10 protein-coding genes are annotated in these 15186 nt (G+C 73.6%); 8 read left to right on the top strand and 2 right to left on the bottom strand.

The annotated features are described in order from the left end of the window. Positions 1-124 precede the first annotated feature (124 nt). From OG455_RS10400 to OG455_RS10375, 6 genes are all read left to right on the top strand, one after another. Complete coding sequence (locus tag OG455_RS10400; protein ID WP_266292384.1) at positions 125-1210, top strand: hypothetical protein; 1086 nt, start codon at positions 125-127, stop codon at positions 1208-1210. A gap of 55 nt (positions 1211-1265) precedes the next feature. After that, the gene (locus OG455_RS10395; protein WP_266292382.1) at positions 1266-2288 is read left to right on the top strand and encodes a clavaminate synthase family protein; all 1023 of its coding nucleotides are present in this window, start codon (positions 1266-1268) and stop codon (positions 2286-2288) included. A 383-nt stretch (positions 2289-2671) separates the two neighbouring features. After that, the gene (locus OG455_RS10390) at positions 2672-4204 is read left to right on the top strand and encodes a TIGR02677 family protein (RefSeq protein ID WP_266292380.1); all 1533 of its coding nucleotides are present in this window, start codon (positions 2672-2674) and stop codon (positions 4202-4204) included. Further along, positions 4204-5583, top strand: a complete 1380-nt coding sequence (locus OG455_RS10385; RefSeq protein ID WP_266292378.1) for a TIGR02678 family protein — start codon at positions 4204-4206, stop codon at positions 5581-5583. Before OG455_RS10390 ends, OG455_RS10385 begins: the two co-directional genes overlap by 1 nt. After that, complete coding sequence (locus OG455_RS10380; RefSeq protein WP_266292376.1) at positions 5580-9797, top strand: TIGR02680 family protein; 4218 nt, start codon at positions 5580-5582, stop codon at positions 9795-9797. Before OG455_RS10385 ends, OG455_RS10380 begins: the two co-directional genes overlap by 4 nt. Then, positions 9794-11068 carry a TIGR02679 family protein gene (locus OG455_RS10375; protein WP_266292374.1) on the top strand — a complete coding sequence of 425 codons (1275 nt, stop codon included), beginning with the start codon at positions 9794-9796 and terminating at the stop codon, positions 11066-11068. Before OG455_RS10380 ends, OG455_RS10375 begins: the two co-directional genes overlap by 4 nt. Positions 11069-11188: 120 nt before the next feature. On the opposite strand, the gene OG455_RS10370 is transcribed toward OG455_RS10375, so the two are convergent. Continuing rightward, positions 11189-11467, bottom strand: a complete 279-nt coding sequence (locus tag OG455_RS10370) for a MerR family transcriptional regulator (RefSeq protein ID WP_266300717.1) — start codon at positions 11465-11467, stop codon at positions 11189-11191. Positions 11468-12475: 1008 nt separating this feature from the next. On the opposite strand from OG455_RS10370, the gene OG455_RS10365 reads away from it, so the two are divergent. Further along, positions 12476-13036, top strand: coding sequence for a TetR/AcrR family transcriptional regulator (locus OG455_RS10365; RefSeq protein ID WP_266292372.1), 561 nt, complete (start codon positions 12476-12478; stop codon positions 13034-13036). An 89-nt stretch (positions 13037-13125) separates the two neighbouring features. After that, positions 13126-14070: an MBL fold metallo-hydrolase gene (locus OG455_RS10360; RefSeq protein ID WP_266292370.1), complete on the top strand. Its 945-nt coding sequence runs from the start codon at positions 13126-13128 to the stop codon at positions 14068-14070. A gap of 77 nt (positions 14071-14147) precedes the next feature. Here OG455_RS10360 and OG455_RS10355 read toward each other — a convergent pair whose 3' ends face one another. After that, positions 14148-15074, bottom strand: coding sequence for a LysR family transcriptional regulator (locus tag OG455_RS10355; RefSeq protein ID WP_266292368.1), 927 nt, complete (start codon positions 15072-15074; stop codon positions 14148-14150). Positions 15075-15186: the final 112 nt, after the last annotated feature.

The following is a 15186-nucleotide window of genomic DNA, read 5'->3' as shown; positions in this document are numbered from 1 at the left end:
TTGCGGATCGGGGTTTCGTTTGGCGTGTTCCTGGCGAAGTACTTCAACCATGGGCTTGTCGCCGGTTGCCGGTCATCCTGCTGTCGCTGTCTTCCGTGAACCCCGAGGCGGTCGGCCCGTCCCGGTGCTGGGCCCTCGGGTCGATGCCGAGGCGAAGCGGACCGCGCGGGTGCTGGCCGGGCTGGCGAGCCACGCCAGACCTGTCGAGCGGAGCGTCGCGCTGCGGCAGGCCGCCGCGGCGGCTGGTGAGTTGGTGGTCGCGCTGTCGGCTCTGGCGCCGGCCGTGGCGGGTGAGGAAGTGCCGGCGGAGTCGACCAGCCAGTCGTACTTCCGGGTCCGTGAGGTGGAGCTGTCGGATCAGCAGGCCGCCCTGCATGGTGCCCTGGTCATCCACCGCGGGCTGGACGATCTCGGTGATGCTCCGCTGTCAGGTGCCGATCTCGCGCTGGAGGTGGCCGGGATGCGCCAGTCGGTACTCGACCTCACCGGTGCGGCGCCCGGCGCCGACGCTGGCCCCGTGCCTGACCCGGTCCCCGTTCCTGACCCCGTGCCTGACCCGGTCCCGCTGGTGGCCGTCCCCGAGCCTGGCGCGGCGTTGTCGTTGGAGGCCGCGTGGAGCGCTCGGTGGCTGATCGGGCACCAGGTCCACGTCCTGTTCAACGTCTGCGCCGCGGTCGCCGTGGCCGACGCCACCCGCCTGCTGCGGGACGGCGACCGTGACGCCGCGCTGCTGCGGCTGGCGGACGCGACGGTCTACGTGCGTGGTTTCCCGGCGGCCATGACCCACGCCAGCACGATCCCGGCCGACTACTACATGGCGTCGATCCGCCAGACCATGGCGCCTCCGTCGGTGGACGTCCCGTTGAGCGGGCGCCAGCACCGCGGGTACAAGCTGTTCCGGGCGGCGATGAAGGACCTGCTGTCGGTGGTTCCCGACTCCTACGAGCACCTGGCGGCCCGCGCACCGGAGTTGGCCGAGGCACGGGGCGCGCTGCTGGAAGCCGACATCGTGGACGGCGAACGGCACGTCACCCTCGCGTACTCGATGGTGCACTTGCGTCGTTCAATCGCCCAGAAGCCCGAGGGCCCCGACAACGCCGTCGCCGAACTGCGGCTCATGCGCCATCGCCGCGCGGCCCAGTACGCCTCCCTGATCCGATTCGGGGACCACTACATCGCCGACGCCGTGGCCGGCCTGCGCCACGCATGAGTCCGCGCGTTGGTCCGCGCGTCCGCCGCCGCCCGCACCCCGGCAGGAGACCCTGATGCCCGAGACGACGCCCGCCACGACGTCAGCCACCACTCCGAGCACCGGTGCCGCCGCTGACTGGAGGCTGGCCCCGGCCGATGCCGACGCGTGCGCGCGGCTGGCCCGCATCCTGTGCGCCGGCGGGCACGACCAGGTCGACAGCCCCGACTGGGTGGCCCGCGCCCGGGACGCCTGGGAGGACCTTCCGCTACCGCTGCGCCGCGCGGTGCGCCGGTTCCGGAGGCACTCCGGAGCGCGGGGCACCCTGGTGATCGGCGGCCTGCCCGTCGATCAGGTGGCCCTGCCCGCGACACCGGCGGTCCCCGGCTCGGTGCAGCGCCGGGCCACCGTCCCGGCCGCGCTGCTCACCATGGTAGCGTGCGGGCTCGGCGAGCCGCTCGCCTACCTGGCCGAGAAATCCGGCGCCCTCGTGCAGGACGTCGTGCCCGTGCCCGGGCAGGAGACCTTCCACGGCAACGCCGGATCGGCGCCGCTCTCCTTCCACACCGAGAACGGCTTCCACCCCCACCCACCCGACTACGTGGTCTTCCTGTGCCTGCGCGCCGACCACGACCGGACCGCCGGCCTGCGCACCGCCGGCATCCGCCAGGCCCTGCCGCTCCTCACCCCGGCCGGCCGCCAGGCCCTGTTCGCACCGGAGTTCATCACCACACCACCACCCTCCTTCGGCCCCGACACCACCACGGACGGGCCCGGGGTCGAGCCCCGACCGGTGCTGTCGGGAGCGGCCGAGGATCCCGACATCCGGATGGCCCAACTCGTCACCACCCCGCTCACCCCGCGGGCCACCGCGGCGCTGGCCGAATTCGGCCGCGCCTGCGAGGCGACTGCCCGCACCCTGCGGCTGACTCCCGGCGACCTGGTCGTCATCGACAACCGCGTCACCGTCCACGGCCGCACCGCCTTCCACCCCCGCTACGACGGTGCGGACCGCTGGCTGCAACGCACCTACGTCACCACCGACCTGCGCCGCTCCCGCGACCACCGCCCCCACGACGGGCACGTACTCGCCCGCTGACCAGCCCGAAGAGCAGTCCGCTGCACACGACCGGCTTCCTCGCCGGCCGCGTCCCCACCGACAACGGACATTCGACGGGACCTTCGATGACTCGGCGGTGCGGGCGCGGTCAGACCTTGATGACCGTGAGCCGGCTGCCGCATCCGTCGGACATGGCTCGGACTGGTAAAGTTCGCCGCGTCCTCGGCCGGTGGCATGGCATGAAGCACCCGAGCCGGCCTGGCGGCCGACCTTGCGGTGCTTCGGTAATTTCCAGGTTCGGGGCAGCGGCGTGGGTGGCTTCTCGTAACCTCGGTGCCATGGACCGCGCTGTTCCTCACCGTGCGAACTACCCCGCAGACCCGCCGTCACCCACTGATGACGGCCCCTGGCGGCGCCTTGCCGTGTACTCCTATCTGAGTGCTCCCGAGCGCCTTGAGTATCTGGCCGTGATGCGGGTCTTCTGCTCGACCCTGCTCGCGGACCTGGCCGTGCCGGACGTGCTGGCCAAGATCGCTCGGGACGGGGCGTGGCGGGGGCAGCTCGACGCGGACGTCCTCATGGCGCGGCTGGAGCAGTTGGTGAAGTGGGGGAACCTGCTGCGCAGCAGTCACACCGTGAAAGCCGCGAGCATCGCCGAGTACCAGCGCTCGCGTGCCCGCTACCAGGTCTCGAAGCCCGGTGAGCAGGTGCAGCGCGACGCGGAGCAGGTGCTGGCGAGCGCGGACGCGGCGCGCGAGGTCAGCAGCGAGCTGCTGGCGCTGGTGGACCGTGGCCTGCGGGAGATCGTCGCGGCCCTCGGCGCCCCGGGCGGTGTCGATCCGCAGGAGGCGCTGGAGAAGACCAGCACGCTGTTCGTGCAGTTCGCCGAGTTCGCCGAGTCGGTGCGGGACTTCTACGCCTACCTCGGTCAGGTCCTGGCGCGGTACGACCTCGATGGTGCCGAGTACCAGGGCTTCAAGGAACTGCTGCTCGACTACGTGGAGGCGATCACCGAGGAGGTCGCGTTCCGGTCGCCGAGGATCGCGGCCACCTTGGCCCGGCTCTGGCCCGAGCTGCCGGAGTTCCTGGAACTGATCGGTGCTCATGCGACCGGGCTGGGCGCGCCGGCCGGCGGACTGCCCGAGACGCGGGTGCAGCGCAGCCGTGGGCGCGAGTTGGCGGACTGGGAGGGCCTGCGCGGCTGGTTCGTGGACACGGACGGGCGGGGAAGCCAGGTGGACCAGCTGCGGGACGCGACCCTTCGCGCCCTGCAGTCGCTGCTGGCCAACGCCAAGCGGATGCTGCGGTCCGCGGCGGGGGAGATGTCCCGCCGCCGCGATCTGCTGCGGCTGGCGGCGTGGTTCGACGCGGCCGGCCCCGAGGACGCGCACGATCTGGCGGTGGCCGCGTTCGGGCTCTACAGCGCGCGGCACCTGGGCGTCGCACCGGACCCCGACGGCACCGTGCCCGCGTACGTCAGCTGGTGGAGCGGTCCGGCCGTCGAGGTGCCAGTGGCGCTGCGCGAGCGCGGCAGCCGCGCACAGCGGGGCCGCACCGCCGCCGTCGAGGACCACTCCGAGCAGAAGGCCCGCCTGCTCGCGCAGGCCCGTGGGCAAGCCCTCGCCCGCCAGGCGGCCGCCGACGAACTCCGCAGCGCGTCAGGGCGGTTCGGCCAGTTGCGGTTGAGTTCCGCCGCCATGGGCCTGCTGCTGGAACTGCTCACCTCGGCGCTCGGCAACTCCAGGCTGCGGTGGGCGGGCCCGAGCGCGGCGCCCGCGTTCGGCCTGGAGGACGCGCAGGCCGTCGATGCCGAACTGGACCTGCGCCTGACGCTGAGCCGGGTGGTGGGCACGGCCACCGTGCTGCGCTCGGTGGATGGGGAACTGACGGTGGAAGACCTGGAGATCGCGATCGCCGCGTTCGGGAGCGCGGCCGACGAGGAGGTGAGCGCGTAGTGGCGCTGCTGCCCTCCGCCCACGACGTCGCGCTCGCAGCCGAGCGGCGCAGCGCCGCCCGGCTGCTGCTGCGCCACCCGCTGGTCACCGCCGACGGGCCGCACGCCGACGCCTTCCCGCTGGTGCGCCGTCACGCCGACTGGCTGGTGCAGCGGTTCCAGCAGGTGCTCGGGTACCGGCTCCTCGTTGAGGCCTCCTACGCGCGGCTCTTCAAGGCCGGCCTCGGGCCGGGGTCCGGTCACCGACTGGAGCGGTCGACCGGCACGCCGTTCACCCCGCGGACCTATGCCTACCTGGCGCTGGCCCTCTCCGTCCTGGTGACCGCGGCGGAGCAGGTGCTGCTGTCCCAACTGGTCGCCGATGTCCGTGCGGCCGCCGCCGATGCCGGCCTCGCCGTCGAGGATTCCGGTCGGCTGGTGGAGAAGCGGACCCTGGCGGCCGCGCTGCGGCAACTCGTCGAGTGGGGAGCGCTGACCGAGACCGAGGGCAGCGTCGGCGCTGTCGCCGCGGAGGCGGGCGGTGAGGCCCTGCTGACCGTCAACCGGGAGATCGCCCGCGCGATCGTGGCCGGGCCGCTGACGCAGAGCAGCGACGGCGCTGACCTCGTGCTCCGGTCGGCCGATCCCGGATTCGGCGGACCGCGCACCTACGTGCGTCGCCGGCTGGTCGAAACCCCCGTCGTCCATCTCGACGACCTCACCGAGGCGGAGCGCGACTGGCTGCGGACCCGGCAGCGGCGTGAGGCCGAGGCGTTCTTCGAACTGCTCGGGCTGGAAGCCGAGATCCGGGCCGAAGGGGTCGCCATGATCGACCCGGACGACGAGCTGACCGATCTCCGGCTCCCGGGCACGGGGACGGTCGCCCAGGCCGCACTGCTGCTCGCCGACCGGCTCGTGAGGCGGCTGCGGCCGCGGGAGGCGGGGCATCCGGCGGTCGGCGGTCGACTGACGATCGGCGTGCCGATACCGCCAGGGCTGGTCGGCGAGATCCTCGACGAACTGGTCGAGCAGTACGGGCAGCGTGCCAACTGGCAGCGCGGCTACCTGGAAAGCCCGGCCCTGCTGCGCGCCGACGTCCTCGAACTCCTCAGCCGGATGCGGCTGGTGGCACCGGCGGGGCCGCTGCGCGCCGACGGCCACGGCGTGCCACCGCACTACGGGACCGCTGCCACCGACGGACGGGCGGTCACCGACGTCTCCGCGGCCCGTGCGGCCGTGCCGGGTGAGTGGGTGCTGCTCGCCGCGGCCGGCCGCTACGCCACGACCGTTTCGCTCAAGCACGTCGACAAGCACGCCGACAAGCACCTCGACAAGCACGTCGACACGTATGCCGAACAGCGGGCACCGCAGCCCGACCGACAGGGAGAGCCTTCCTCGTGAACCGCCGTCCGGCCCAGCCCGTGCCGCAGCACTCCGCCCCGCACCGCTTCCGGCTGGGCCGTGCCGGGATCCTCAACGTCTGGCAGTACGACCAGCAGGAGTTCGAGTTCGGCGAGGGCCGCCTGCTGCTTCGCGGCAAGAACGGCGCCGGCAAGTCCAAGGCCCTGGAGATGCTGCTGCCCTACCTGCTCGACGGTGATGCCCGCGCCCTCGACGCGACGGGGACCGGCCGCACCACCCTGGCCTGGCTCATGCTCGACGGCTTCGAGCAGACCAACCGCCTGGGCTATCTGTGGGTCGAGTTCCGCCGGACCGACGAGGACGGGGCCGAGCGGTACCTGACGGTCGGCGCGGCCGTGCGCGCGTCGAAGTCCACGAACGTGGCCACACCCTTCTTCTTCACGACCACGATGCGGGTCGGCGAGGACCTCCAACTGGTCGAGTCGGGCCAGCCGCTGGCGCTCGACCGGCTGCGGGCCGCCGTCGGCGCGGGCAACGTGCTGGACAGCGCCCGCGACCACCGGACCAGGGTGGCGCGCGAGTTGTTCGGGCTGAGCGACGCCTCGCGGTACCGCAACCTGGTCCATCTCCTGCACCGGCTGCGCCGCCCGACGATCGGCGACCGCATCGAGTCCGGTGGACTGGTGACCGTGCTCGGCGAGACCCTCCCGGCGCTGGACGACGACGTGATCGACAGCGTCGCCCGGAACCTCGACGATCTCGACAGTGTCCGCAAGGACCTCGGGCGCCTGGAACGGACCGATGAGGCGCTCCGCCGGTTCCTGGGCAACTACCGCGGCTACCTCCACGGTGCCCTGCGCCGGCGCTCGGACGAGGTCGTCGCGGAACTCCACAAGCTCACCGAGCGGCGACTGGCGGCCGGCGAGATCGGCCGGCGAGCGGCCGAGTTGCGCGGTGAGGCGAGCGAAGCCAGGGGCCGCCACGAGCAGTTGGTGGAGGAGCAGGACGCGGCCGAGGCGGAGCTGGCCACCCTCCGGGCGAGCAGCGGCTACCGGAGCCTGTCCGAACTCGGCGAGCGGCGGCGCACGGTCGAGGCGGTCCATGCGACGGCCGGGGCCAGCTTCGCGGCACTGCGACTGGCGCACGACGCGCGGTCGGCGGTCGGCGCCGCGCTCACCGCGGGCGCGGGCCGCACGGCCGGTGAGCTCCGCGAGCTGGGCACGGCCCACCGTGAGCTCCGCGAGCTGGCCGAGCGCTCCGGGCTGGCACCCGCACACCTCGGCGATCCGGTCACGGGCTCCCTCTCGGTTCTCGCCGTCGCGGCCGAGGACGAGTGCACCGATCCGGACGGTGGCACCGAACTCCTGCGCGGCGAGCGCGTGGCGGCCTTCGACACCGCCGCGGTGGCCGCCGCCCTGCGCTCCTGGAACGCTCAACTCGCCGCCGCCGAGCCGGTGATCAAGAGCCGGCTCCGCGCGGTCGCGGAACTCGGCTCGCTGCTGGACGCGCTGCGCGGGGCGGAGCAGCGGGCCCGGGAGGCCGACACCGCGTACGAGCGGCTGGCGGAGCAGGCCCAGGCCGAGGCCGAGCGCGTGACGGAGCGTCAGAGCACGGTCGTCACGCGGGGGGAGGAGTACGCGGGCGCGGTCCACGAGTGGGCGGCCCTGCTGACGGCCCGGTCCGGTGTCCCGCTCGGCCCGGTGACCGAGGTGGTTCGCCGCGACCTTTCCGCGGAGACCCCTTTCGAGGAGCGGACGCTGCCCGCCTCGATCGGGGACGAGGTGGCCTCAGCCGCCTACGGAGCCCTTGAGGTCCATCGGCAAGCGCTGGCCGAGCAGCGCGACCAGGCGGCCCTGGTGGCCGGCGGCCTCGCCCGCACGCTCGATGCCCTGCGGGCGGAGAAGGCCGACTGGGGGCGGCACAGTGACCCGGTGCCCCCGAAGCCGCCGCTGCGGGACGCCCCGCGGCTGCCGGACAGCGGCGCCCCGCTGTACCGCCTGGTGGACTTCTCGCCGGACCTGACCGAGGCCCAGCAGGCCGGAGTCGAGGCGGCGCTGGAGGCGGCCGGGCTGCTCGACGCCTGGGTCTGCGCGGACGGTGTCCTGCTCGATCCGCACACCCGGGACACCGTGCTCACCCCCACCGCGCCGGTCGACGGCTGGTCGCTCGCCCACGCCCTGCGCCCGGTTCCCGCGGCCGGCCACGGCGTCACGGCCGCTCAGGTGGCCCGCCTCCTGTCGGCGGTCGCGCTCGCGCCGGGAGGTTCCCCGCTCAGGGCGGCGGCAGGCGGTGCGGTGAGCACCGACGGCCGGTGGCGGCTCGGCACCGCGGGCGGTGCCCACACCAAGCCGGTGGCCGAGTTCGTGGGCGCCGAGGTGCGAGCCGGGACCCGGCGCCGGCGCATCGCCGAACTCACCTCCCGCATCAGCGAAGTCGAGTCCGAGGCGGAGGTGGCCCGGTCCCACGCGCAGGAGTTGACGGAACGCCGGGACGCCCTCGACGACCTGCTGCGACGCGCGCCCACGAGTGCGCCCCTGGCCGGGGCCTGGGCGCGGCTGGAGGAGGCCGAGCGGATCGCCGCCGATCTGCGCCAGGCCGCCACGGTGGCGGGCCGCGCCGCCCAGGACGCCCGGGCCGGCTCCGTCGACGCCCGCCGTCACGCCGAGGCCGCCGCCACCGCGCACGCCCTGCCGGCCGACCAGGGCGCGCTGCTCATGGCACGCGCCGCGCTGGACGGCCTGGCCGACGGCACCAGGCGCCTGCGCCGCCGGGTGGCGGACACCGCCGAGGGCACGGCCGCCCACGAGCAGGAGCGCCGGCGCTACGACCGGGCTCGCAGCGCCCTGGAGGCGGCCGGACTCGAGTACGGCCGGAGGGCGGCGGAGCTGGCGGCGGCCCGCCGGGAGATCCGCACGCTGGAGGGCGCCGTCGGGGCCACCGAGCAGGAGATCCTCGACGAGGAGCAGACCGCCGTGCGGCGCCTCGACGCGATCGGCAAGGAACTGCCCACGGCACGGCGCAAGGCCGAGCAACTGCACGACGACCTGGTCCGCGCCGAGCAGGACGAGGGGACCAGGCGCGCCGAACTCGCCACCCAGGAGGAGGCGGTGATCCGTCGCGGGCGCGCTCTGCGCACGGCGCTGGCCACGCCGGACATCGCGCGTGGAGCGGAGCTGGGCGGCCACCTGGGCGAGTTGTCGATCCCCGATCCCGCGCACGAGGACGCCAGGGCCAGACTGAAAGCCCTGCAGCGGCTGGTCGAGGCGGTGGACCGCAGCCTCGACGCGCAGCGGCGCGACGTCTCCGACACCGCGCTGCTCAACCGGTTCAGCGAGCTGCGGGACCAACTCGCGGGCGGCTACGACGCCACCCTGGAGGAGCCCGACGGCATCAAGGTCTGCCGCCTCGTCGACGACAGCGGCCCGCACGACGTGGCGCTGGTCGGCGAACGCATCGCCACCCAGGCCGCCGACGCGCGAGCCCGGTTGACCGACCGCGAGCGGGAGGTCTTCCAGCGGTTCCTCACCGGCGAGTTGGGCGACCACCTCTCCTCGCAGATGCTGGCCGCCGGGGCGCTGGTCGACGCACTCAACGCCACCCTGCACTCCGTGCGCACCTCGCACGGGCTCGGCGTCGAGCTCGACTGGCGGCTGGCCGACACCGTCGACGCGGACGTTCGGGCCGCCGTCGACCTCCTGCGCAGCCCGTCCGGCCTGCGGACCCGCGAGCAGTCGGAGCAGCTGCGCGAGATCCTGCAGCGCCGCATCGAGGACGCGCGCCGCGCGGACCCGGCGGTCGGCTACGCCGCCCATCTGCGGACCGCGCTCGACTACCGGTCGTGGTTCACCTTCCAGCCGTGGGTGCTGGACGAGTCCTCCGCCGCCCGGCGCAGGAAGTTCACCGGGCGCACCGGGCTCAGCCAGGGCGAGCAGCGGGTCCTCTCCTACCTCGCGCTCTTCGCCGCGGCCGCCGCGCAGTTCACCACGCTGGCCGAGAGCGCCCCGCACGCACCTCGGCTGATCCTGCTGGACGACGCCTTCGCCAAGGTGGACGAGCCCACCCACGCCCGGCTCGGCCGCATCCTCGTCGATCTCGACCTCGACTTCGTCCTCACCAGCGAGCGCCTGATGGGCAATTGGCCCGATGTGCCCGCGCTCCAGATCTACGAGTGCCTGCGCGACCCGCAGGTCCGCGGCGTCGCGACCCTGCACTACGTCTGGAACGGACGCAACCGCCGGCTGGTGAGCGTGTGACCCTGCCCGCGCAGGCCATGGGCTTCCTGGCGCAACCGGCCCTCGGCCGGATCTGGACGAAGGTCCGCGACCGGCTGGAACGCAACGGACTCCAGCCGGCCGGCAGCGTGCGGCTGGAGAGCCTCACCGCGGCGGAGCGTGAGGCGCTGTCGCTGCTGCTCGGCCGCGGGATCACCGGTGCCACCGCCGTGATCCGGCTCGCGGACCTGGACGCCCGACTGCGGTCCACGGCCGCGGGCTGCGGTCTGGTCACGGCCGTGGAGGAACTCGGACCGCCACTGACCGACCGGCGCGCCGAGCGGGACACCGGTCGGCAGGCGCGCGCCTCGCTCCGGGCGGCGGCCGAGGCGGCCGTCGCCGGCTCACCGCTCGCCGGCCAGGAATGGGTGAGCGGTTGGCTGGACGACCTCCGCCGCGGCGGTGCCCTGGGCAGGCTGCTCCCGGAGGAGGCGGCGGGCCTGCTCCGTCAGGCGGTCCAGGTGCTCGGCCTCCTCCGCCCGGGCCGGGACGAGGAGGTGACGCCGTACGGCCGCGGGGAGCTCGCGACCCGGGTGACCGGCACCGCACACGGGTTGGACGACGACACGGCCCTGTCCCGGTTGGTCCTCCGGGGCCTCGCGCGGTCCGTGGGCGGCGAGCCGCCGGAGCACGCGCCCGGTCGCCGCGCCCTGTGGCGCTCCGCCTCCGTGATCCCTGACGAGGTGTCGAGCACCGTGCTGACCTACGGGCTGCGGCCGGCGGGCCAGGGGTGGCGCCGGCGGGCTCTTCGGGAACGGGCGGACCATCACGCCGAGACCCACCTGACGCTCCGGGAACTGCGTGCCCTGGAAATCGTCCTGCCCTCGGAGACCCCGGTGTACATCTGCGAGAACCCCCGGGTGGTCGAGGCCGCGGCCGAGGCCCGCTGCGCGGCCACCGTGGTCTGCACCTCGGGCAGCGCCTCCACCGTCGTCCTCGAACTGATCGACACCCTGGCGGCAGCGGGCCTGCCGCTGCTCTACCACGGAGACTTCGACTGGCCGGGCATCGCCCTCGCCAACCGCCTCATCCGGCGCTGCGCGGCCCGACCGTGGCGGATGGCGGCTCATGACTACGAGCGACTCGCCGCCCACGTCCGGTCGCAGGGGACCCCGCCGCTGCCACTTGCCGGCGCTCCCGTGGAGGCGAGCTGGGACGCGGATCTCGCCGCCGCCATGTCGGGGCTCGACGCGGCCCTGCACGAGGAGTCGGCGCTCGACTGGCTCGTGGCCGACCTGGCGCCGGAGGACTGACGGCAGCGAGGCCGGCCGTTGAGGACGAGGACGAGGACGAGGACGAGGACGAGGACGGGGGCGAGAGCGAGGGCGGGTTGAGGATCGGCCGCCGTGCCTGAAGGCGGCCGGCCGGGTGGGTCAGGTGTCGGCGGCTTCCTGGGAGGGCTGGGAGCGGCGGAGGTGTTCGTTGATGCGCAGCGCTTCTTCGAGTTGGTCTTCGAGGATGATGATGCGGCAGGCGGCGTCGATGGCGGTGCCCTGGTCGACGAGGTCGCGGGCGCGCATGGCGATGCGTAGCTGGTAGCGGGAGTAGCGGCGGTGGCCGCCCTCGGAGCGTAGGGGGGTGATGAGGCCCTGTTCGCCGAGGGAGCGCAGGAAGCCGGCGGTGGTGCCGGTCATCTCGGCGGCGCGGCCCATGGTGTAGGCGGGGTAGTCGTCGTCGTCGAGGGAGTCGGGGGTGTGCGGTCGAATGGTTGCCGTGGTCACTGCACCTCTTCTTGTTGTGTCGGGGACGCGTCGAGGGGCCCCGGGGCCATTGCGGCACCGGGGCCCCGAAGGGGTTAACACCATCTACCAGCCTGTGGCCGGCTTTCTTGTATCCGCACGGCCCCGGGGGAGGGGGCATGCGGGGATCGCGTATGCGTGACCGGAAACCACCGTCCTTGCCTTGGGGTCTTCGGAGTCCGCCCGGGTGAATTCCTCACGGGCCGGGCGATCCTGATGGCGCTCTGTCCCTCCGTTCATCCTCTGTACTGACCGGGTACTGCGATGTCGCCGGCACTGAGAACCAGCCGGTTACTGCTGTGGCGGTCCTGATGGTCCGCCCGGTCCGGCAGCCAGCCCCGTTGCCCGTCCTGCTCACCTGCTCGGCTTGGAACCCCACTGCCCGGACTCCCGGCACGCGCGCCCGCAGCCTTGGCGCCTTTACCGGGATACCTCGTCATGCGACTGCTGGTACTGCCCAACTCAACTTCACTTGCTGGTACTTCACCTGCTGAACTGCTGTTGAACTGCGCTTGCTGAACTGCGCCCATTCCGGGCGGCGGCCCCTGATGCCTGCGGGCCGCCCGGCCCGGCCGCCGATCCTGTCGCCTTGCTGCACCATCGCTGGCTTCAGGATCCCGCAACCGTGCCGACCTGCGCACTTCTGTACTGACGCCCGCCAGTTCGTGTCTGGCGGGTACCGCTTGACTGCGACTACGAGAGAAACACTAATCAAGCAGCCGGGCAATGTCTACTACAGCGAGCACAGATTTTGCGGTGTCCGCCAGGAAGGTAGTCTGCGCCCCGCGTGGGAGCGGGCGGGCGGTGGGCGGGGGCCGCGCTGGTGAGGCCAGGCGGGTCCGGCCCTGCGGCCGCGCCCCGGGGCTGAACGGATTCGTGGACCCCACTTTGACGCAATTGATTCGCGTTAGGATGGGTGACATGAGTCCCCGAGCCGGAGCGCGCCCCGGCGGGCGCAGTGCGCGCGTTCAGCAGTCCGTGCACCGGGCTGCGCGGGAGCTGGAGGCCGAGGTCGGCCGCGCCGCGCTCACGGTGCCGTTGATCGCCGCTCGGGCGGGGGTGACCCCCTCGACGGTGTACCGGCGCTGGGGGGATCTGCAGGAGCTGCTCTCCGATGTCGCGGTGGAGCGGCTGCGCCCGGACGCGCCGCCGGCCGATCTCGGCAGTCTGCGGGCCGATCTGGCGGCCTGGGCCGAGCGGTTCGTCGAGGAGATGGCCGCGCCGGCCGGGCGCACCTATGTCCGGGACGCGGTGGCCGGCGACCCGGCGGGCGGCGCCGCCGCCCGCTGCTCCGACTACGCCGCCGAGCAGTTGAAGACCATCGGCGCCCGTGCCGCCGGGCGCGGCGAGGCGGTGCCCGGTGTGGAGGCGCTGCTGGACGGCGTGGTGGCGCCGATCCTGTACCGGATCCTCTTCCGCCCCGAGGGCCTGACGGCTGCCTACGCCCGCAGGCTGGTGGAGGCGGCGCTCACCAGGGCCTGACGAAAAGCTAAGCGATTGCGTTAGTGGTTCGCCCCGTGCGAGCATGACTAAGGCCAAGTATGTGCCTTAAGCGCCTCGGAGGACCCATCATGACCGCCACCACCCCGCCGCAGGAGACCGCGACCTCGACCTCGACCGTGACCGCCACCTCCGAGGCCTGGGACCTCGGCGAGGTCGTGATCCACCGCATCGACGAGATGGCGCTGCCGCCGCAGACGGGCCCCTGGCTGCTCCCCGGCGCCACCGCGGAGGTCCTCGACGAAGCGCCCTGGCTGCGCCCCGACTTCGCCGACGCCGACGGACCGCGACTGGCCAGCCACACCTTCGCCGTGCTGATCGGCGGCCTGCGCGTCCTCGTGGACACCGGCATCGGCAACGGCAAGGTCCGGGCCAACCCGGCCTGGAACGACCTGCGCACCGACTACCTGGAGCGCCTCGCGGCGGCCGGGTTCCCGGCCGAGTCGGTGGACCTGGTGATCAACACCCACCTGCACACCGACCACGTCGGCTGGAACACCGAGCTCAGGGACGGCAGCTGGGTGCCGACCTTCCCGCGCGCCCGCTACCTGACCAGCCGGGCCGAATGGGACTACTGGGCCGCCGCCGAGATGGACGAGCACCGCGGCCAGATGTTCCGCGACTCCGTCCACCCCGTCCGCGACAGCGGGCAGTTCGACCTCGCCGACGTCCCCGAGCAGGGGCACGAGGTGGTCGACGGCCTGCGGCTGATCCCCGCTCCCGGCCACACCCCGGGCCAGGTCGCCGTGGAGCTGCGCGGCACCGGCCGGCCGGCGCTGATCACCGGCGACAGCATCCACCACCCCGTACAGCTCTCCCACCCCCACCTGACCAGCTGCGTCGACATCGACCCCGAGCAGGCGGTGCGGACCCGCGGCCGGCTGCTCGCGGGGCTGGCCGACAGCGACGCGCTGCTGCTCGGCACCCACTTCCCGCACCCCACCGCGGGCCTGGTCCGCAGCCACCACGGCCGCTACCGCCTGCTGCCCGCGCCGAGCACCCCCGGGCGGGCGTGACGAGCGCCACCAGCGCGTCGATGCCAAGCGGTGCGTCGAGGTCGAGCGGTGCGTCGAGGTCGAGCGGTGCGTTGACGTCAGGTGGTGCGGGCCGGGGAGCCGGGGGTGGCGGGCTCCGGCCGGGGCCCGTAGGTCGCGCGGAGCTGTTCGGCGAAGGCCGCGGCCGCGGCGGAGAGCTTCCGGGCGCGCGGTAGGACCAGCGAGACGGTGAAAGTGGCGTGCGGCAGCACCGGCACGAGCCGGTGCCGCTGGTCGGCCGGCGCGGACGAGGGAGCCAGCAGTGCCAGACCCAGGCCCGCCCGGACGAGTTCGCACACGGTGGCGACGTCCGCCACCTCGACCACGATCCTGCGCGTCAGGCCGTGCGCCGCGAAGAGCGAATCGACGCTCATCCGACTGCCCCAGCCGTCCGGGACGTCGAGGAAGGGCTGGTCCACCAGGTCGGCCAGCGGCACCGGTCGCCGGTCGGCCAGCGGGTGGCCGGGCGGGCAGGCGAGCAGGATCGGTTCGTGGTGAAGCGCGATGGCCTCGACCTCGGCCGGATGCGGACCGTGCAGTGCCGCCAGCGCGAGGTCGAGCCGGTTGTCGGCGACCGCCTGGACCAGCCCCCGGGATCCCTCGGGATGGGTCTGCGGCTCGATCCGGATCGAGGGCCGCTCCGCGTGGAAGCGGGCCAGCGGGGCCGCCACGTCGATTCCCGGCAGTGAGTGCATGATGCCCAGGCGGATCGTGCCGCGGGTGCCGTCGTTGACCGCGGCGACGGCCTCACGTGCCGCGCGGGCCGCCGCCAGGGTGCTGCGCGCCTCGCCCACCAGCACGGCCCCCGCCTCGGTCAACTCCACCCTGCGCGTGGACCGGTGGAAGAGCTGCGCCCCCAGATCCGCCTCCAGCGACCGCACCGAGACCGACAGGGCCGACTGCACCACGTGGACCCGCGCCGCGGCCCGGGTGAAGCTCCCCGTCTCGGCGACGGCCAGGAAGTGCTCCAGGTGCCGCAGTTCCATGCCCCACCCTCCGGCCCCGCCGCCGGATCGACGCCCAGCACCAATACCAAGCATCAATGCACAGCGGAGATCAATCCGATCGGAATTCTTCGTTGGCCAGCATAAGCGGGTC

It is taken from the genome of Kitasatospora sp. NBC_01287, from assembly GCF_026340565.1.
Classification (GTDB): Bacteria; Actinomycetota; Actinomycetes; order Streptomycetales; family Streptomycetaceae; genus Kitasatospora.
The sequence above is the reverse complement of the archived record's forward strand: the minus strand, read 5'-3'. Positions and strand labels throughout refer to the sequence as shown.

What these genes read in the sequence shown, in the direction of transcription:
- OG455_RS10395 (WP_266292382.1), top strand. Translation starts at nt 1,266, where the DNA reads ATGCCCGAGACGACGCCCGCCACGACGTCAGCCACCACTCCGAGCACC.
- OG455_RS10370 (WP_266300717.1), bottom strand. Translation starts at nt 11,467, where the DNA reads ATGGGCCGCGCCGCCGAGATGACCGGCACCACCGCCGGCTTCCTGCGC.
- OG455_RS10365 (WP_266292372.1), top strand. Translation starts at nt 12,476, where the DNA reads ATGAGTCCCCGAGCCGGAGCGCGCCCCGGCGGGCGCAGTGCGCGCGTT.
- OG455_RS10360 (WP_266292370.1), top strand. Translation starts at nt 13,126, where the DNA reads ATGACCGCCACCACCCCGCCGCAGGAGACCGCGACCTCGACCTCGACC.
- OG455_RS10355 (WP_266292368.1), bottom strand. Translation starts at nt 15,074, where the DNA reads ATGGAACTGCGGCACCTGGAGCACTTCCTGGCCGTCGCCGAGACGGGG.